Source organism: Brevundimonas sp. SGAir0440, from assembly GCF_005484585.1.
In the GTDB taxonomy this organism is placed as follows: Bacteria; Pseudomonadota; Alphaproteobacteria; order Caulobacterales; family Caulobacteraceae; genus Brevundimonas.
Window position 1 is genome coordinate 326,867 of record NZ_CP039435.1, and the last position, 18,431, is coordinate 345,297.

19 protein-coding genes are annotated in these 18,431 nt (G+C 65.6%); 5 read left to right on the plus strand and 14 right to left on the minus strand.

Annotated elements, in window-relative coordinates:
- Nucleotides 1-17: 17 nt before the first annotated feature.
- Complete coding sequence (locus E7T10_RS01565; protein WP_039246636.1) at nucleotides 18-704, minus strand: response regulator transcription factor; 687 nt, start codon at nucleotides 702-704, stop codon at nucleotides 18-20.
- A 65-nt stretch (nucleotides 705-769) separates the two neighbouring features.
- Nucleotides 770-1,486 carry a YggS family pyridoxal phosphate-dependent enzyme gene (locus E7T10_RS01570; protein WP_137720440.1) on the minus strand — a complete coding sequence of 239 codons (717 nt, stop codon included), beginning with the start codon at nucleotides 1,484-1,486 and terminating at the stop codon, nucleotides 770-772.
- Between E7T10_RS01570 and E7T10_RS01575 the strand changes: the two genes are divergently transcribed.
- Entirely contained in the window at nucleotides 1,485-2,129 is a 645-nt protein-coding gene (locus E7T10_RS01575; RefSeq protein WP_210416133.1) for a thiamine phosphate synthase, read from the plus strand. The genes E7T10_RS01570 and E7T10_RS01575 overlap by 2 nt on opposite strands.
- A 10-nt stretch (nucleotides 2,130-2,139) precedes the next feature.
- On the opposite strand, the gene E7T10_RS01580 is transcribed toward E7T10_RS01575, so the two are convergent.
- Nucleotides 2,140-2,520, minus strand: coding sequence for an NtrZ family periplasmic regulatory protein (locus tag E7T10_RS01580; RefSeq protein WP_039246640.1), 381 nt, complete (start codon nucleotides 2,518-2,520; stop codon nucleotides 2,140-2,142).
- Between the two features lie 364 nt (nucleotides 2,521-2,884).
- On the opposite strand from E7T10_RS01580, the gene E7T10_RS01585 reads away from it, so the two are divergent.
- From E7T10_RS01585 to holA, 4 genes are all read left to right on the plus strand, one after another.
- A complete protein-coding gene (locus E7T10_RS01585; protein WP_017505409.1) occupies nucleotides 2,885-3,349 on the plus strand; it encodes a DUF3576 domain-containing protein in 465 nt (154 codons plus the stop codon).
- A gap of 174 nt (nucleotides 3,350-3,523) precedes the next feature.
- Nucleotides 3,524-6,103 (plus strand): leucine--tRNA ligase, encoded by a 2,580-nt coding sequence (gene leuS, locus E7T10_RS01590; RefSeq protein ID WP_137720442.1) that lies wholly within the window; start codon nucleotides 3,524-3,526, stop codon nucleotides 6,101-6,103.
- The gene (lptE, locus tag E7T10_RS01595; protein WP_039246643.1) at nucleotides 6,103-6,582 is read left to right on the plus strand and encodes an LPS assembly lipoprotein LptE; all 480 of its coding nucleotides are present in this window, start codon (nucleotides 6,103-6,105) and stop codon (nucleotides 6,580-6,582) included. The genes leuS and lptE overlap by 1 nt, the downstream gene beginning before the upstream one ends.
- Nucleotides 6,579-7,631: a DNA polymerase III subunit delta gene (gene holA / locus E7T10_RS01600; RefSeq protein WP_137720443.1), complete on the plus strand. Its 1,053-nt coding sequence runs from the start codon at nucleotides 6,579-6,581 to the stop codon at nucleotides 7,629-7,631. Before lptE ends, holA begins: the two co-directional genes overlap by 4 nt.
- A gap of 2 nt (nucleotides 7,632-7,633) precedes the next feature.
- Here holA and E7T10_RS01605 read toward each other — a convergent pair whose 3' ends face one another.
- From E7T10_RS01605 to hemE, 11 genes are all read right to left on the minus strand, one after another.
- Nucleotides 7,634-7,816 (minus strand): hypothetical protein, encoded by a 183-nt coding sequence (locus E7T10_RS01605; RefSeq protein ID WP_137720444.1) that lies wholly within the window; start codon nucleotides 7,814-7,816, stop codon nucleotides 7,634-7,636.
- Nucleotides 7,817-7,842: 26 nt separating this feature from the next.
- Nucleotides 7,843-8,733 carry a ParB/RepB/Spo0J family partition protein gene (locus E7T10_RS01610; RefSeq protein WP_137720445.1) on the minus strand — a complete coding sequence of 297 codons (891 nt, stop codon included), beginning with the start codon at nucleotides 8,731-8,733 and terminating at the stop codon, nucleotides 7,843-7,845.
- Nucleotides 8,734-8,758: 25 nt separating this feature from the next.
- A complete protein-coding gene (locus E7T10_RS01615; RefSeq protein WP_039246649.1) occupies nucleotides 8,759-9,577 on the minus strand; it encodes a ParA family protein in 819 nt (272 codons plus the stop codon).
- Nucleotides 9,558-10,190, minus strand: coding sequence for a 16S rRNA (guanine(527)-N(7))-methyltransferase RsmG (gene rsmG, locus E7T10_RS01620; protein WP_137720446.1), 633 nt, complete (start codon nucleotides 10,188-10,190; stop codon nucleotides 9,558-9,560). The genes E7T10_RS01615 and rsmG overlap by 20 nt, the downstream gene beginning before the upstream one ends.
- Nucleotides 10,190-12,070 (minus strand): tRNA uridine-5-carboxymethylaminomethyl(34) synthesis enzyme MnmG, encoded by a 1,881-nt coding sequence (gene mnmG / locus E7T10_RS01625; RefSeq protein WP_137720447.1) that lies wholly within the window; start codon nucleotides 12,068-12,070, stop codon nucleotides 10,190-10,192. The genes rsmG and mnmG overlap by 1 nt, the downstream gene beginning before the upstream one ends.
- A 102-nt stretch (nucleotides 12,071-12,172) precedes the next feature.
- Entirely contained in the window at nucleotides 12,173-13,480 is a 1,308-nt protein-coding gene (mnmE, locus tag E7T10_RS01630) for a tRNA uridine-5-carboxymethylaminomethyl(34) synthesis GTPase MnmE (protein WP_137720448.1), read from the minus strand.
- 36 nt (nucleotides 13,481-13,516) lie between these two features.
- Complete coding sequence (locus E7T10_RS01635) at nucleotides 13,517-13,741, minus strand: DUF6489 family protein (RefSeq protein WP_137720449.1); 225 nt, start codon at nucleotides 13,739-13,741, stop codon at nucleotides 13,517-13,519.
- A gap of 84 nt (nucleotides 13,742-13,825) precedes the next feature.
- Nucleotides 13,826-15,259: a transcription termination factor Rho gene (gene rho / locus E7T10_RS01640; RefSeq protein ID WP_137720450.1), complete on the minus strand. Its 1,434-nt coding sequence runs from the start codon at nucleotides 15,257-15,259 to the stop codon at nucleotides 13,826-13,828.
- Between the two features lie 207 nt (nucleotides 15,260-15,466).
- A complete protein-coding gene (locus tag E7T10_RS01645; RefSeq protein WP_137720451.1) occupies nucleotides 15,467-15,934 on the minus strand; it encodes a CopD family protein in 468 nt (155 codons plus the stop codon).
- Nucleotides 15,931-16,992, minus strand: coding sequence for a ferrochelatase (gene hemH / locus E7T10_RS01650; protein WP_137720452.1), 1,062 nt, complete (start codon nucleotides 16,990-16,992; stop codon nucleotides 15,931-15,933). Before hemH ends, E7T10_RS01645 begins: the two co-directional genes overlap by 4 nt.
- The gene (gene hemE, locus E7T10_RS01655) at nucleotides 16,989-18,047 is read right to left on the minus strand and encodes a uroporphyrinogen decarboxylase (protein WP_137720453.1); all 1,059 of its coding nucleotides are present in this window, start codon (nucleotides 18,045-18,047) and stop codon (nucleotides 16,989-16,991) included. The genes hemH and hemE overlap by 4 nt, the downstream gene beginning before the upstream one ends.
- Between the last annotated feature and the right edge of the window lie 384 nt (nucleotides 18,048-18,431).

Here is an 18,431-nt window from a genome sequence, read left to right on the forward strand (position 1 = left end):
CTGTCGTCCAGACGGTTCTAGGGTTGAAGCCGATATCCGCCCGCATCGGTCAGCAGCAGACGCGCGTGGCCCGGCTCCGGCTCGATCTTCTGGCGCAGGCGATAGATATGGGTTTCCAGCGTATGGGTCGTGACCCCGGCGTTGTAGCCCCAGACCTCGGTCAGCAACTCTTCGCGCGACACCGGTTTGGCCCCGGCGCGATAGAGGTATTTCAGGATGTTGGTTTCCTTCTCGGTCAACCGCACCTTCTTGCCCTTTGAGTCCATCAGCACCTTGGCGGCGGGCCGGAACTCGTAGGGGCCGATGGTGAAGACGGCGTCTTCCGACTGTTCATGGCTGCGCAGATGGGCGCGGATGCGCGCCAGCAGCACGGCGAACCGGAAGGGCTTGGTGACATAGTCGTTGGCCCCGGCGTCCAGACCCAGGATGGCGTCGGCGTCCGCCGATTGCGCCGTCAGCATGATCACCGGCGTCGAAACCCCGTCCTTGCGCAACAGACGACAGGCCTCGCGGCCATCCATATCGGGCAGATCGACGTCCAGCAGGATCAGGTCGGCGCGGATCTCGCGCCCCATCCGCACCCCGTCCGTGGCGGTCGACGCCTGCTGGGTCCGAAACTCCTCGTGAAGGTTCAACTGCTCGGCCAAGGCCTCGCGCAGGTCGTCGTCGTCGTCGATGATCAGAATGGTCTTGGGCGTAGGCATGGGACAGACAATGGCGAGGCTTGGCCCCCGCGCCAAGGCTTGGGGGTGCGAATATTCACATCGGGTTACGAGCTAGAGGGCGTTTCGGGTCGATTTCGTTCCCCGAACAAGGCCGTTCCGACCCTGACGTGCGTCGCGCCGCACCGGATGGCGGTCTCGTAGTCGCCGCTCATACCCATCGACAGGACCGACAAGCCGTTGCGTTCGGCCATGGCCCGCAACATCTGAAAATGCGGCTCTGCGTCCTGATCCGCCGGGGGAATGCACATCAGACCCTCGACCGTCAGCCCATAGGTGTCGCGGGCCGCTTCGATCAGGGCGTCGGCGGCATCGGGCAGGACCCCGGCCTTCTGGGGCTCCGCGCCCGTGTTCACCTGGACCAGGACGCGCGGCGATCGGCCGCGCTTTTCACCCGCCTGCGCCAAGGCGCGCGCCAGTTTTTCACGGTCCAAGGTTTCGATCACATCGAACAGGGCGACTGCATCCTCGGCCTTGTTGGTCTGCAGGGGGCCGATCAGCCGCAGTTCCAGACCGGGCAAGGCCCCACGACGGTCAGTCCACCGGCCCTGGGCCTCCTGCACCCGGTTTTCGCCGAAGATTCGCTGACCCGTCGCCAGGATGGCGTCGATGGCCTCTGAAGCTTGCGTCTTGGAAACGGCGGTCAGGGTCACGCCTGCTGGATCCCGACCGGCTGCATGGCAGGCCGCGTCGATGCGCGCCCGCACCTCGGCGACCCTTTCGGCGATGGACGGGGCGGAAAAAGCGGAGGAAGAAGAGGTCATGATCCTGCCGGCCGGTTACAGCGACGATGCGCGCGCGCTCTGGAACGCCGCGACCGCTCTAAACCGCGCCGCCGCCGCTGTCAGCCCGGCCGCCGCAGCCTTGCCGGCGATGCTGTTCTTCACCGACCCCGATCGCACGCCCCGACCGTGGGAGACGGCGGCGCGCCTGCCCGCCGGTTCGGCCGTGGTCTATCGCGCCTTTGGCGCCTCCGATGCCGTCGAGACGGGGCATCGCTTGCGTGAGGCGACGACCGGTCGGGACGTGAAATTGCTGGTCGGACTGGACCCCGATCTGGCCGAGGCGATCGACGCCGACGGGCTGCACCTGCCCGAACGTGCGGCGGACCAAGCGGCGCGCATTCGATCGGACCGACCCGGCTGGATTTTGACGGCGGCCTGGCACGGTCTATCCCCCCCGCCCGAAGACCTGAACGCCCTGATCCTGTCGCCGGTGTTTCCGGCGGGCGGCGCGTCCGCAGGCAAACCCGCCCTGGGCATCGCTACTTTCGAACGGCATGTGAAAGCCGCCCGCCTGCCCGTCTATGCGCTGGGCGGCGTCACGCCAGAGAACTCCGCAACGCTCGCACGCACAGGCACCTGCGGCCTCGCGGCGGTGAGTGCGATCCAGTCGGCGTTTCGCTGACCGGTCGAAATCAGAACTTGAAGATGGTTTCCAGACGGACGCGGGGCTGGGCCCGGCCGTTGGTTTCGGGCGCACGGGCCGGATCGGCTTCAGGCGTGCTGACGGCGGCGGCGGCGCCCACACGCAGACGGTCGTTCAGGCGGTAATAGGCGCCGGCCTCGACGTCACCCCAGTCGGTCTCGCGACCCACAGGCTGGTTCAGGTTGAAATCCAGACCCCAGCGGCCACGGTCGTTCAGGCGCAGGCCGCGACGCTGCGGCGCCGGCGCATTGCGCTGCGCCGCCTGGGCCTCCGAAAGGGAAACGGCGGACGTGCTTTGGGCGAGCGCCGACGTCGACGCGGCCATCGCCGTCGTCGCCATCATCACAGCCAGGAAACCACCGAACCGCATACCAAATCCTTAGAACCCCGCCATGAGGCGGCGTTTCAACCCTGAACCGACCTTATATGGTCGTGAACCCCGCGATTAGACACCGGGTGTCTGCGCGGTCAACGCAATGAGCCGGCGATAACAAGGTTCCCGCGCATTGTTGTCGGCGTATGTGTCTCAAGCGTCACGGGATTCGGGCGGATTCCGGCGAAATCTCACATGCCCTTCACAAAACACCGCGACGTGCGATGCGACGGGAACCGACTTCGCCTTGTCATCGCCCCTTTTCGCCGTGTTATAGAGCCTGGCAGTCGGCATTTCTCATTGCCGTGCGCGCGTGCGGGCGAGGGCTCTCACGTCCCTGAGTTTACGGAGACTTCTCTTGATGAGCCTCAACAAGGCCCTGGTTCGGAACGTCGCGGTCGTGCTGGTCTCGGGTGTGGCCCTGGGCGCGTCCCTGTCGGCCTGCTCGAGCATTCCCTTCGTCGGCGGCAAGAAGTCTGCGCCCAAGACGAACGTGCAACAGGGCATCGGCGTCAACGCCTTCCTGTGGCGCGCCTCGCTGGACACCCTCAGCTTCATGCCGCTGCTGACCGCCGATCCGTGGGGCGGCGTCATCAACTATGACTGGTACATCAACCCCCAGACGCCGAACGAGCGTTTCAAAGCGACCGTCTTCATCCTGGACACCCGTTTGCGCGCCGATGCGCTGAACGTCACGGTGACCAAGGAAGTGAAGGGCGCCGATGGTCAGTGGACCGCCGCCCCGGTCGCCGCCCAGACCGAGGCCGATCTGGAAAACGCCATCCTGACCAAGGCGCGCCAGCTGAACCTGTCGAACGCCGGCTGAAGCCGGCGCTCGCATTATTTTGGCGCTACCGCCTTTCGGCTGCTTGAGCGCCGACTGGCTTAGTTTCGTCGGACCTGCTGGGAACGCCGAAACGCATTATTTCTTGGGCGCTGTCGTCCTTCGGGCTAGTTGAGCCGGGAGGGCGTCAGCGCCCTTTCGACTTTCAGGACGACCGTGGCCCGTTACGAACCCAAGACCGCCGAACCCCGCCAGCAGGCCCGATGGGCCGAGGCTTCCGCCTTCGTCACGAAGGACACCGGCCGGCCGAAATACTATGTGCTTGAGATGTTCCCCTATCCGTCGGGCAACATCCACATGGGTCACGCCCGCAACTATGTGATGGGCGACGTAGTGGCGCGATCCAAGCGCGCGCAAGGGTACGACGTTCTGCACCCGATGGGCTGGGACGCCTTCGGCATGCCGGCCGAGAACGCGGCCATGGAGCGCGGCATCCACCCGAAAGGCTGGACCTATTCCAACATCGCCAACATGCGCGAGCAGCTGAAGCTGCTGGGCCTGTCGCTGGACTGGTCGCGTGAGTTCGCCACCTGCGACCCGGAATACTACGGCAAGCAGCAGGCCTGGTTCCTGGAGCTGTATCGGCGTGGTCTGGTCTATCGCAAGGATGCGGTGGTCAACTGGGATCCGGTCGACAACACGGTCCTGGCCAACGAACAGGTGATCGACGGACGCGGCTGGCGCTCGGGCGCCCTGGTCGAGAAGCGCAAGCTGAACCAGTGGTTCCTGCGCATCACCGACTATGCCGACGACCTGATCGACGGTCTGAAGACCCTGGACCGCTGGCCGGAAAAGGTCCGACTGATGCAGGAGAACTGGATCGGCAAGTCCAAGGGCGCGACCCTGTGGTGGGACATCGCCGAGGCGCCGGCCTTCCTGCCCGCCTCCCCCGAGGGCGAACCCAACCACGCCCGCGATCCGATCGAGGTCTACACCACCCGCCCCGACACCCTGTTCGGCGCCAGCTTCCTGGCCCTGGCGCCCGACCATCCTCTGACCAAAGCCATCGCCGAACATCGGCCGGACGTGGCGGACTTCATCAAGTCTTGCGCTCAGACCGGCACCAGCGAAGCCGAGATCGAAAAGGCCGAGAAGCTGGGCGTGGATCTGGGCGTTCGCGTCCGCCATCCCTTCGATCCGGACAAGACCCTGCCCGTCTGGGCCGCCAACTTCGTGCTGTCGACCTATGGTTCGGGCGCCATCTTCGGCTGCCCGGCCCACGACCAGCGGGATCTGGACTTCGCCCGCAAATACGATCTGCCGGTGACGCCGGTCGTCAAACCCGACGACGCCGACACAGTCGAAATCGGAACCGAGGCCTATGTCGGTCCGGGACGCATCTTCAACTCCGATTTCCTGGACGGCATGGACGTCGAGGCCGCCAAGGCCGCCGCGATCGCCAAGGTCGAGGCCGCCGGCCAGGGCCGCGCCGAGACCATCTATCGCCTGCGCGATTGGGGCGTTTCGCGCCAGCGCTACTGGGGTTGCCCGATCCCCATCATCCACTGCGCGTCCTGCGGCGTCGTCGAGGTTCCCGCCGATCAGTTGCCGGTCGTCCTGCCTGACGATGTGACCTTCGACGTGCCCGGCAACCCGTTGGCGCGTCACGCGACCTGGAAGCACGTCAAATGCCCGTCGTGCGGCGCCGAAGCGACGCGCGAGACCGACACGCTCGACACCTTCGTCGATTCCAGCTGGTATTTCGCCCGCTTCACTGATCCGACGGCCGAGGCGCCGATCGACAAGGCCGCCGCCGACCGCTGGCTGGCCGTCGATCAATATATCGGCGGGGTCGAACACGCGGTCCTGCACCTGCTGTACGCCCGCTTCATCACCCGCGCCCTGTCTGACGCCGGCATGCTGTCGGTGAAGGAGCCGTTCGCCGGCCTGTTCACCCAAGGCATGGTCGTCCACGAGACCTATCGCCGGACCGACGGCGCCTGGGTTGAGCCGACCGACGTGGAGCTGAAGAACGACAACGGCGTCCGCTCGGCCCGCCAGCTGTCGACCGGCGAGACCTTGGTCATCGGCGACATCGAAAAGATGTCCAAGTCAAAGAAGAACGTCGTCGCGCCGGCCGAAATCCTGGAAAGCCACGGCGTGGACGCCGGTCGCCTGTTCGTCCTGTCCGACAGCCCGCCCGAGCGAGACGTGCAATGGACCCCCGGCGGCGTCGAAGGCGCCAGCCGCTTCGTCCAGCGCGCCTGGACCCTGTTCGACACCTATGACGCCGGTTTCGCGGGCGAGGACAAGGCCAACGCCGAGCTGGTGCGCGAGACGCACAAGGCCATCAAGGCCGTGTCCGAAGGGGTAGAAGGCTTCCGCTTCAACTCGGCCATCGCCAAGCTCTACGCCTTCGTCGCCACCATTCGCGACAATGCCCAGGCCGGTGGCGACGCCAAGCGTCAGGCGCTGTCGGCGCTGGCCCGTCTGATCGCCCCCTTCACCCCGCACCTGGCCGAAGAAGCCTGGACGCGGCTGGGGGAAGACGGGATGGTTCTGGACGCGCCGTGGCCCGTGTGGGACGCTGCGCTCGCGGCCGACGACGAGGTGGTCCTGCCCATCCAGATCAACGGCAAGCGTCGCGCGGAAATCCGCGTGCCGCGCGGCATGGAGCCGTCCGAGGTCGAAGCCCTGGTCCTGGCCGACGAAACGGTCAAGGCGCGGCTGGAGGGTCTGAGCGTGAAGAAGATCGTCGTGGTCAAGGACCGCATCGTCAACCTGGTGGCCGGCTGATGCGTATTGCGGCGGCTCTCGCGGTTCTCGCATCTCTGGCGGTGTCCGCCTGCGGCTTCACGCCCATGTACGCCGAGCCGGCCGTGGGGTCGTCCCTGCGCCGGATCGCCGTCACGACCCAGGACGACCGCCTGGGCTATCGCCTGCGCGAGCAGCTGGAAGACGTCCTGGCCTGGGATCGCGGCGCGACGCCGCTGTATCGCCTGACGACAGAGGTCCAGCAGAACCGCCGCTCGCTGGGTCGCCGCATCGACGACACCGCCACCCGCTATGAACTCACGGTCAAGGCGACATGGACCCTGACCCCGGCTGCCGGGGGAACGCCTGTCAGCGGCACGGAAACCGTCACCACAACCTACGCTGCCGCCGATCAGCCCTATGCCGCCATCGCCGCCCAGCAGGACGGCGAGGAGCGCGCCGCCGCCGAGCTGGCTCGCCTGATCCGACTGGATCTGATGCAGGCGCTGTCGAACCCGTGATCCTGGCCAAACGCCCCGAGATCGATCGCTTTCTGAAGGCGCCCGATCCGGCGATCCGGGCGGCGGTGATCCACGGCAAGGACCGGTCGGGCGTCGCCGAGCGGGCCGAAGTGCTGTGCAAGACGGTCACGCCCGATCTGAACGACCCCTTCAACGTCACTGTCCTGACCGACAGCGACATCGATGCCGATGAAACGAAGCTGGAAGAGGCGCTGACGGCCATGTCCCTGATGGGCGGCCGTCGTCTGGTGCGCATCCGTCTGTCGGCGCTGAAGCCCGGCGTGGACAAGGCGGTCGCCGCCGCGCTGAAAATCCACGCCGACGGCGGCTACAATCCCGACGCCATGATGGTGGTCGAGGCCGACCAGCTAGGCCGTGAATCCGCGCTCAGAAAAGCGGCCGAGAAGGAAAACGGCGCGGTCGGCATCGTCTGCTACGAGGACGAGACCGGCGATGTCGCCCGCATGGTCCGTGAAGCCCTGGCCGCCGACAAGGTGGGCCTGACGTCCGACGCCCTGGACCGTTTCGTCGCGCGCCTGCCGCGCGAGCGGGGCTTAATGCGGCAGGAGATCGAGCGGCTGGCCCTGTTCATCGGCCCCGGCTCCGGCAAGACGCTGGATATGGACGCGCTGGAACATCATCTCGGCGTCGAGCCGGACGCCTCCCTGTCGGATGCGGCGCTTCAGGCCTTCGGCGCGCGGCCCGGTCCGGCGCAGGCGGGACTCAGGCGCGCCTTCGCCGAGGGCGAATCGTCGGTGCTCGCCGTTCGCTCCGCCGCGATCCATCTCGGAAAGCTGCGCCGGATCAATATCTTGCAGGCCAACGGCGCGAACGCCAAGGAGGCCGCCAAGGCGGCCGGTGTCTTCTGGAAGCAAGAGGCGGAAATGCTGCGTCAGGCGCGGTCCTGGCGGCTCGAAGCCCTGGACGAGGTCCTGGACAGCATCAACACGGCCGATGTCGCCACCAAGACGACCGGAATGCCGGACCAACTGATCGCCGAACGCCTGCTGCTGGAAATCGCAGGTCGCGCCAGACGGTTGGGGCTGTAGCCCTAGCCGCGCTTGGAGGCCTTGCGGAAGGCGGGCTGGGCCATGGCGACGTTGCGCGCCGACACAGCCTTCTCTTCCGCCTTGGCGTTGGGTTGCGCATTGAACCCATGATCCGCCTTGGCCTTCTTGGCGACAAGCGCCTGTTTCAGCTTGTCGGCGGCAGTGGGTGTCGTGTCTTCAGTCATATCGACACCCTAGCACAGTCCGCAGGTCAGCCGCGCATCAAACGGCGGCACAGGTCGTCGAGCTGCTCCAGCGAACCGTAGCCGATCGTCAGTTCGCCCTTTCCGCCCTTGTCCGACAACTGCACCTTCAGGCCCAGCGCATCGGCCAGATCCTGCTGCAGGGCGGCGACATCGGCCGCCCCCTCCCCGCTTCCGGCCGCCGGCGCCGACTTCGCCTTCGTCGGCTTCGGCCCCTCCACCGCACGGCGCGCCAGGGCCTCGGTCTCGCGGACGCTCAGACCATCCACAAAGGCGATGTCCGCCAACTGGCCCGGATCGGGCGTATTGATCAGCGCCCGGGCGTGACCTGCGGACAGGTTGCCTTCGCGCACATAGAACAGCACCCGCTCGGGCAGTTGCAGCAGGCGCATGGTGTTGGCCACATGGCTGCGGCTCTTGCCGACCACGCCCGCCACCGCATCCTGCGTCCGTCCGAAGCGCTCCATCAGCACGCGGTAGGCCTCGGCCTCTTCCAGCGGATTCAGGTCCGCCCGCTGGACATTCTCGACGATGGCGACCTCGAACACTTCGACGTCGTCCATCTCGTGGACCACGATCGGCACCTCGGTCAGGCGCGCCGCCTGCGACGCGCGCCAGCGGCGTTCGCCGGCGATGATCTGCCAGACGCCGTCCTCGCCCGGTTGAGTCCGCACCAGGATCGGCTGCAGCACGCCCTTGTCGCGGATCGAGGCGGTCAATTCCTCCAGATCCTCCTGGCGGAAGGTCTTGCGGGGCTGGTCGGGATTAGGCTTCAGGCTTTCGATCGGCACGCGTTGCACACCGGCGGGCACGGGCGCGTCAGATGCGACCGGCGCTTCGGCGTCCTGCCCCATCAGCGCCGACAGGCCGCGGCCCAGACCTCTTTGTCGTTCAGCCAAGATACTGTTCCGTTTCTAAATAAACTCAGGCGGCCAGCTTCAGGCGCTGGCGTTCGCGCTTCACCACTTCCTTGGCCAGCCGCAGATAGGCCTGGCTGCCCGCACACTTCAGGTCATAGATCAGCGCGGGCTTGCCGAACGACGGCGCCTCGGCGACCCGGACGTTACGCGGGATCACACTCTCATAGACCTTGTCGCCGAAGTGGGCGCGGACGTCGTTCGCCACCTGTCCCGACAGGGCGCTGCGACGGTCGAACATGGTCAGGACCAGGCCCTGGATTTCCAGCGATGGGTTAAGGCTGTGCTTGACCATATCGATGGTGCGCATCAGCTGGCTTAGCCCTTCCAGGGCGAAGAACTCGCACTGTAGCGGCACCAGCACCGCGTCCGCCGCCGCCATCGCATTCAGCGTCAGAAGGTTCAGCGACGGCGGGCAGTCGATCAGTACATAGTCATACGCGGTAGGTCCGTCGTCGTGGGCGCGCAGGGCGTCGCGCAGCCGATAAGACCGGCGATCCGCCTGGCTCAGTTCGATCTCGACGCCCGACATGTCGGCGTCGGCGGGCACGATCCACAGACCTGGCACCGTCGTCTGCACCGAGGCATCGGCGATGGAGCGCTGATCCACGACAACATCGTAGATGGTGACGCGCCGTGTTTCACGTGGAACACCCAAGCCCGTCGAGGCATTGCCCTGCGGGTCCATATCCACGATCAGCACCCGCTCGCCGATGGCGGCCAGCGCAGTGCCGAGGTTAATCGCCGTCGTCGTCTTGCCGACCCCGCCCTTCTGATTGGACACAGCGAGGACGCGGGCGGGCTTTCTAGCGCGTTGAGCGGGCACGGCGGAGGCTCCGGATTGTCACGATGCGGCCGCGCACGTCGCTTTGCGACGGGGCCAGTTCAGCCTCGAAATGCCAGGATTTCCGCGCTTCGATCAACTCGGATTCGGCACGTTCCCCCTTCAGGAACAGACCTTTTGCACCTCTTTGGAAGCAGGGCTGTGCATAACCCAACAGTCTGTCCATCGGGGCCACGGCGCGGGCAGTGACGATGTCACACGTCACGGCTTGCGCCTCCGCCCGACCGACGATGACCGTCGCCGGCAAGGACAGCGCATCCACCACCTCTTGAAGAAACCGACAGCGCTTGGCCAGGCTGTCGATCAGCCAGACATGCGCCCCGTCCCGACCCTTCAGCATGATGGAAAGGACCAGTCCGGGAAAGCCGGCCCCTGCCCCGAGATCCGCCCAGGTGTTCGCGTCCGGCGCCAGATCGAGCAGTTGCGCACTGTCCCAGACATGACGGTTCCAGAAGTCTGGCAGGCTATCGGGCCCCACAAGGTTCATCACCGCATTGGCCTCGACCAACCGCAATCGAAAGGCCTCGAGGTCGGCGATCTGTGCAGCAGATGCATTGGCGCGTGCGCGGAACGCCTCTTGTTCTGCCTCCAACATCAGGCCGCGACCGACGCCTTGGGCGCGCGCTTCACATAGGCCAGCAGCGCCGTCAAAGCGCCAGGCGTCATGCCCTCGATCCGACCGGCCTGGCCCAAGGTGCGAGGTTGAACGCGCGCCAGCTTTTCCTTCACCTCGTTCGACAAGCCGCCAACGGCGCCATAGTCGAGATCGGTCGGAAGCATCAGCCCCTCCTCCGCCTTCAGCGCATCCGCATCCTGCGACTGTCGATCCAGATAGTTGGCGTAGGCAGCGTCGATTTGAACCTGCTCGCGAACATCGTCGGTCCAATCGGCGATGATGGGCACTGCCGAAACGAACTGATCCAATGTCACATCGGGGAAGGCCAGAAGTTCACGCATCGACCGCCGACGGCCGTCAGCATTGACCGCGATGCCAAGCGCACCGGCTTCATTGGGTTTGAATAGTGTTTCACGTGAAACAGCGCTCGCTGCTGCAAGCGCCGAGGCTTTGGCTTCAAAACGAACTCGCCGCTCTTCGTTGACAATGCCCAACGCAATCGCAAGCGGCGTCAGTCGAAGGTCGGCGTTGTCCGCTCGCAGCGTCAGCCGATACTCCGCCCGGCTGGTGAACATCCGATACGGCTCGGTGACGCCGCGCGTCACCAGATCGTCGATCATGACGCCGATATAGGCCTGATCACGCCCCAGGATCACCGGCTCCTGCCCGGCCGCTGACCGCGCGGCGTTCAGCCCCCCCATCAGACCCTGAGCCGCCGCTTCCTCATAGCCGGTCGTGCCGTTGATCTGTCCGGCCAGATACAGCCCGGGACGCTTCTTGACCTCCAGCGCTGCTGTCAGCTCGCGCGGATCGACGTAGTCGTATTCGATGGCGTAGCCGTATCGGAAAACCTCAACCGCTTCCAGGCCGGGAATGGTACGCAAGAAGGCGAGTTGTGTCGGCTCCGATACCGAGGTCGAAATCCCATTGGGATAAACCGTTGGATCGTCCAAACCTTCCGGCTCCAGGAATATCTGATGGCTGGTCTTGTCGGCGAACCGAACGACCTTGTCTTCGATCGACGGACAATACCGCGGCCCCCGGCCCGACAGCTTGCCGCCGTAGACGGCACTCTCGCCAAGGTTCTCAGCGATGATCCGATGAGTTTCCTCGGTCGTATGCGTCACGCCGCAGGCGATCTGGGGCACGTCGATCCGGTCGGTAAGGAAGGAAAAGGCGGACGGCGTATTGTCCGCCTGCTGCATTTCCAGACGGTCCCAGGCGATCGTCCGACCGTCCAGGCGTGCGGGCGTGCCTGTCTTCAGACGTCCCATCATCAGGTCGGCGGCATGAAGATCGGCGGCAAGACCCGTCGAGGGCTCCTCACCATGCCGCCCCGCCGGGGTTCGCTCGTCGCCGCGATGAATGACGCCGTTCAGGAAGGTGCCGGTCGTCAGGACGACCGCCCCGGCGCGAACCGTCTCTCCCGCGCCGGTGACGACCCCAACTACACGGCCGCCTTCAACGATAAGCCGCTCGGCCGTCCCCGCCATCAGAGTCAGGTTGGGCGTGCCCTTCAGTTCGGCCTGCATGGCCTCGCGATAGAGGCGGCGGTCGATCTGACTGCGCGGACCCCGAACGGCGGCGCCCTTGGATCGGTTCAGGAGGCGGAATTGGATGCCGGACACATCGGCCAACCGTCCCATGACGCCGTCCATGGCGTCGATCTCGCGAACCAGATGACCCTTCCCCAGCCCTCCGATGGCCGGGTTGCACGACATCTCGCCAATCGTCTCCAGCTTCTGTGTCAGCAGAACCGTGTTGGCACCGGCTCGCGCAGAAGCCGCCGCCGCTTCACATCCGGCATGGCCGCCGCCGATAACGACGACGTCGACGAGGAGATCAGGGGGAGAAATCATCGCCGCCACATAGGGCAAAATGGGTATGATCGCCAGAGGCGGGCAGGTCCCATCGAGCTGCAACTCAACTCTGTTTCACGTGAAACGCCGGTATGGCTAGACCTACTTTCCGATGCAGAAGGTCGAAAAGACCTCGCCCAGAATGTCCTCGACACCGATCGCACCCGTAACGCGCGCCAGAGCATCGGCAGCCCGTCTCAGATCATCGCCAGCCATTTCCGGCGCGACATCGAGCGCAACGCGCGCGGCATCGACGCTTTCCAGCGCCTCAAGCAAACGTAGCCGATGCCGTTCCTGGGTTACAGCTGGGAAGTCAGCGCCTGATAGATCTTGCGCAAGACGAGCAGCAATCCAGTCCCGAAGCTCGGCCAAGCCGTCGCCAGTGGTGGTGCTGACCGCCAGGGTCTCATAGCCGCCGCGTGCTAAAATGACGCCAAGGTCGGACTTGGTCGCGACGATTAGATCGCCATCCTCGATGTAGGCCGCAGCCACCCCGTCTGGGTCGCCAGGTGCGCGAACCCAAAGACGGAGGTCGGCGTGTTCGGCGCGAAGCCGGGCGCGGCGCACGCCCTCGGCCTCGACCGGGTCATCGCTGTCTCTCAAGCCGGCCGTATCCGACAATGTCACGGCATAGCCGCCGATCACCAGATCCGCATCCAGCACATCCCGCGTGGTGCCGGCGATCGGCGTCACGATGGCCGCCTCACGCGCAACGAGGGCGTTGAACAGCGACGACTTGCCGGCGTTCGTCTCTCCGACCAGGACGATGCGATAACCGTCTCTCACCCGTTCGCCACGCCGCCCCGTATCGGCCGCGCGTCTCAGGTCGGCGCCGAGTCGGTCCAATACCGGCCCCGCCGTACGGGCCAGATTATCCGGCACCTCTTCATCGGGAAAATCGATCTCGGCTTCGACCAAGGCCAAGGCGTGGAGAAGGTCACGACGGAACCCGGCGTAGGTTTGGCTGAGCTTGCCGTCCAACTGCCCCAAGGCCTGTTTGGCCTGGGCGCTGGTTTCCGCGTCGATCAGATCGGCGACCGCCTCGGCCTGCGCCAAGTCCATGCGGCCGTTCTGGAAGGCGCGGCGCGTGAACTCGCCGGGGTCCGCCGGGCGCAGGCCCAGGGCGATCAAGGCGCGGCTGGCGGCCTCGACGACCGCCCGACCGCCATGCAGATGCAATTCTGCCGCGTCCTCTCCCGTATAGCTGTTGGGCGCAACGAAACGCAGGACGAGCGCCTGATCGATATGATCGCCAGCATGGCTGAGATCGCGCACGGACGCCATGCGCGGTTTCAGGCGAGTTGCGCCCAGCGCCGTCAATGCGGCCTCCACCCCGGGACCCGACAAACGGATCACTGCGATGGCCCCTCGGCCGGGCGGCGTCGCCAAGGCGAAGATGGTGTCGATCATCAACTCAGACCGAGCGGCTCCGAAGCGAGTGCGTGCTCACTTCACCGCCGCTTCCATCAGGCGACGAAACTGGTCCTGGGCCTGCAGGCCGAAGCTGGTCCAGGTCTTCATCAGTTCCTCGGGCTGCATGGCGGCGACATTGGCCTCCATCCGCTTCTGCATCTCCGCAACCATGGCGTCGTTCAGCGGCGTCACGTCCGGAAGACCGAGAAAGGCGCGCGCCTCAGCCGGTGTGCACTCGACTTCCACATTGACCTTCATTGGGCGGTTTCCTGTTTCACGTGAAACGCTTTTTCCATCCTAACGCCGCACGCGCGGCGTGCGGCTGCTTGAGGTAAAGACGGATCAGGTGTTCATCGACTGGAAGAAGTCCGAGTTGTTCTTCGACTGACGCAACTTGTCGAGCAGGAACTCGATCGCGTCCTGCGGCCCCATCGGGTTCAGGATGCGGCGCAGAACATAGGTCTTCGCCAGCTGATCCTTCGGCGTGATCAGGTCCTCCTTGCGGGTGCCGGACTTCAGCACATCGATGGCCGGGAAGATGCGCTTGTCCGCAACCTTGCGGTCCAGCACGATTTCCGAGTTGCCGGTGCCCTTGAACTCTTCGAAGATCACCTCGTCCATGCGGCTGCCGGTGTCGATCAGGGCCGTGGCGATGATCGTCAGCGAACCGCCCTGCTCCACATTGCGCGCGGCGCCGAAGAAGCGCTTGGGCCGTTGCAGGGCGTTGGCGTCCACACCGCCCGTCAGCACCTTGCCCGACGAGGGGACGGTGGCGTTGTAGGCCCGGCCCAGACGCGTGATGGAGTCGAGCAGGATCACCACGTCCTTCTTGTGCTCGACCAGACGCTTGGCCTTTTCGATCACCATTTCGGCGACGGCGACGTGGCGGGTCGCGGGCTCATCAAAGGTGGAGGCGACGACCTCGCCCTTCACCGTGCGCTGCATGTCCGTCACTTCTTCAGGGCGTTCGTCGATCAACAGGACGATCAGGAAGACTTCCGGGTGGTTCCGCTCGATCGACTTGGCGATGTTCTGCAGCATTACCGTCTTACCGACGCGCGGCGGCGCCACGATCAGGCAGCGTTGGCCCTTGCCCAAGGGCGCGACGATGTCGATGACCCTGCCCGAGCGATCCTTCAACGTCGGATCCTGGATTTCCATGTGCAGCCGCTCTTCGGGATAGAGCGGCGTCAGGTTGTCGAACAGGACCTTGGTCTTAACCGCTTCGGGGTCTTCGAGATTGATCGTGTCGACCTTGAGCAGGGCGAAGTAGCGTTCGCCTTCGCGTGGCGCCCGCACCGCCCCATGGACGGTGTCGCCCGAACGCAGGCCGAAACGGCGGATCTGCGACGGCGAGACATAGACGTCGTCCGGCCCCGGCAGATAGTTGGCGTCCGAGCTGCGCAGGAAGCCGAAGCCGTCCGGCAGGATTTCCAGCACGCCGTCGGCGATGATCTCGACTTCTTCGTCGGCCAGGGCCTTCAGGATGGCAAACAGCAAATCCTGTTTGCGCAGGTTCGAGGCGTTCTCGACCTCCAGCTGTTCGGCGAAGGCGACCAGATCGGCCGGGGTCTTCTCGTTCAGTTCGGCCAGCGTGATGCGGCCGTTGGCGACGACAGGCTCGCCGTCCTCTTCGTCATCCGCCGTCGTATCCACGCCAGAATCGGCGCCCGCCGCCTCGCCGGCTTCATGCGCCGCGCCGTGATGGGTGGGGGCTTCGACCTCCACGCCTTCGGTCTCGGGGGTGTCGGGATGGGTGTCGCGGACGTCGGTCATGATGCAGGCTCGCGGGCGCACACGGCCAGACGGCTGCGGCGCAGGTCTCTGAAAATGTCTGGCCGGAAGGCCGAAGGGAGGTGCGACGGGCTCCCGCTGGCTCAAAGGCCTGCAGGCGTCACGAAAGAGAGGGACCGCCGGCGCAGCACGCCGAACGGTTCGCCGCCAGCGGAACCACAGGCGACGGACGAGGTCAAGCGGAGCCGCTTAACGGAACGCCCACTCGGTTGTCACCGACAGCACCATGATGATGGCCAGGACGAACGGAACCTCATTCGTCATGCGCCAGAACTTGCCTGAGTATTTCGACGTACCGACCGCGATCTTCTTTCTTTGGGCCGCCAGGAAGCCGTGCCAGCCGCTGAGCAGGATCACACCCGCCAACTTGGCGATCATCCAAGGCTCGCCCAGAAACGCCGCCCCGCGCGCCGAGACGTCGATGTGGATCAGCCACAGCCCGAAGACCCAGGCCAGTATCATCGCCGGGTTCAGGATGATGCGCAGCAACCGCGTCTGCCACAGGCGCAGCAGGCCCTGCATTTCGCTTTTCAGCGGTTCGGGCTTGGCGTTCTGCTCGGCGTCATAGGCGTAGAGCCGGGGCAGGAACAGCAGCCCCGCCATCCAGGCGATCACCGCCAGAATGTGCAGTCCACGTGCGAGATCGTAGGTGTTCATGCCGCCTGCCTTGCCTTGCGATGCGGACAGGCCTTCCAGTCCGCCTTGCACCCCTGGCCGAACGGCGCGACGCCCGTGTGGGACAGGGCGCCAACCGTCGCGTCGGTTAGGGCGTCGATGAACAGCGGCTCGATCCCGACCGCCGGCGCCCGCAAATAGGGACTGGCCCCTTTTTCGTGGGCCAGTTCGCCATATTCGATATCCAGCTCGACCAGGGTCTCGATATGCTCCGAGACGAAGGCGATGGGCGTGACGACCACGCCGACGCCGTCCTTGGCCGCGGCTTCGATGGCTTCGGGCGTTGATGGCCCCAGCCATTTCATCGGCCCGACCCGGCTCTGGTAGCAAATGGCGTGGTCGATCGGCCCGCGCTGCGCCGCGATGGCGGCGACCACAGCGGCGACCGTCGTCTCGATCTGCTCCTGATAGGGGTCGCCCTTGCCGGTCACCAGCTTCTCGGGGATGCCGTGGGCGGAGAACAGCACCCGCACCGGCTGGCCCACCGCCTCGTCCAGCTTCTCACCGATCGCCTGGGCCTGGGCCTCAACCCAGCCTGTCGCAGCCGGATAGCAGCAGACGGCGCGGCTGACGCCCGGGCCGGCATAGGCGGCGTTCCAGGCCTTCAACGAGGATTCCGTCGTCGTGGTCGAAAACTGCGGATAGAGCGGCAGCAGGACGACCTCGTCGGGTCCGAAGGCGGCGACCTCGGCCGCCGTCTCTTCGGTCAGCGGATGCCAGTAGCGCATGGCGATGAAGACCTTGACCTCATCGCCATTGAGCCGCGCGCCAAGCACCGCCTGCAAAGCCTCGGCCTGCCGACGGGTCTCAGGCAGCAGCGGCGATCCGCCGCCCATCAGGGCGTAGTTGGCCTGGGCGCTGGTTTCGCGCCGGCTGGCGATCAGCTTGGCAAGAGGCGTGCGGAAGATACCCGGAAGGCCGATGATGGCCGGATCGTTGAACAGGTTGAACAGGAACGGCTTGACCGAAGCCTGATCGTCCGGCCCGCCCAGATTGAACAGCACCACCGCGATGCGGCGGCCAGGGTTCGCATCGCTCATTGGGCGCCGATCCGTCTCAGAACCTGTTCGACATGGTCGATCGGCACGTCCGGCAGGATGCCGTGGCCCAGGTTGAAGAGCCAGGGCCCCTGCCCCCAGGCCTCCATCAGCTGATCGACGCGTCGGTCCAGCAGATCGCCACCAGCGCGCAGCAATAGCGGGTCAAGCGCCCCCTGGATCGGCTTGATCTGCTGCACCCGTTTACCGACCTCGAGCGGGCAGGCGGTGTCCAAGGCGACGGCGTCGACCTCGACCGCCTCGGCATACCGCTCTGCGAGCGCCGCAGAGCCCCTTGGGAAGCCGATCAAAGGTACGGTGACCCCTAGCGCCCGCGTGCGCTTCACCAGCGCCTGGTGGGGTTTCAGGACCAGTCTTTCGAACAGGTCGTCCGGCAGACCCTCGGCCCAGCTCTCGAAGATCTTCAGAACCTGGGCGCCGGCGTCGGCCTGCATCTTCAGATATCGGGCCGTGGCCTCGACCAGAACCTCCAGCGTCTCGTCCACACGAGCGGGGTCAGCATAGGCATAGGTGCGGGCCTGCGCGCGCTCGCCCTTGCCTATGGTGCGCGCCTGGCCGTCCAGCATATAGGTCGCCACGGTCCAGGGGGCGCCGGCGAAGCCGATCAGGGCGCGTTCCGGCTCCAGGGCCGCGCGCACGATCGACAGGGTCTCACCCACCGCCGACAGATGCTCGCCCGCCGCCGGCGCCAGTTCGGCCATCCGACCCGGAATCGGCATTTCGCCCAGGCGGGGCCCCTCCCCCGTCTCGAACCAGACGTCCTGGCCCAGGGCGCGCGGGATCAGCAGGATGTCGGCGAAGACGATGGCCGCATCGAAGCCGAACCGGCGCATGGGCTGAAGCGTCGCCTCGGCGGCCATTTCAGGGTTCAGGCAGAACGCGATGAAGTCGGGCGCCTCGGCCCTCAGCTTGCGATATTCCGGCAGATACCGACCGGCCTGGCGCATGAACCACACCGGCGGACGCTCCAACGTCTCCCCGCGGAGAGCCCGGAGCACCAGGGGTGTCGGATCGGCAGTCTGGATCTGATCGGTCATGCCGGAGGATTAAGGTCACAGCCACCCGCTCTCAATCCCTAATCAGATTAAGAATTAAAAGATTCGAAGTGGCAGGTAGGGCGGTGGAATGGCGGGGATGACTCGATCGGCGGCGGCGGAACAAAAGCGGATATCCACGCCTGGCGTATCCTTAACGGGGATGTCGAAACGACTGATCCCGCCGGTGGACAATCCCTAACGAAACCTTAACGGGCAAGGGTTTGCGGGGGCTTGCGGCTGTGAACGCGGTTAAGCGTCGTTAACCTTTCATTAGGATTTTCCACAGCGGTTGGAAATTCGGTTTTCCGCCTTGGGATGATCCGGCGGCGGACGGCTGACGCGATCCACCATCATCCCCGCTCGCGGGCGGATCGATCAGCGGCT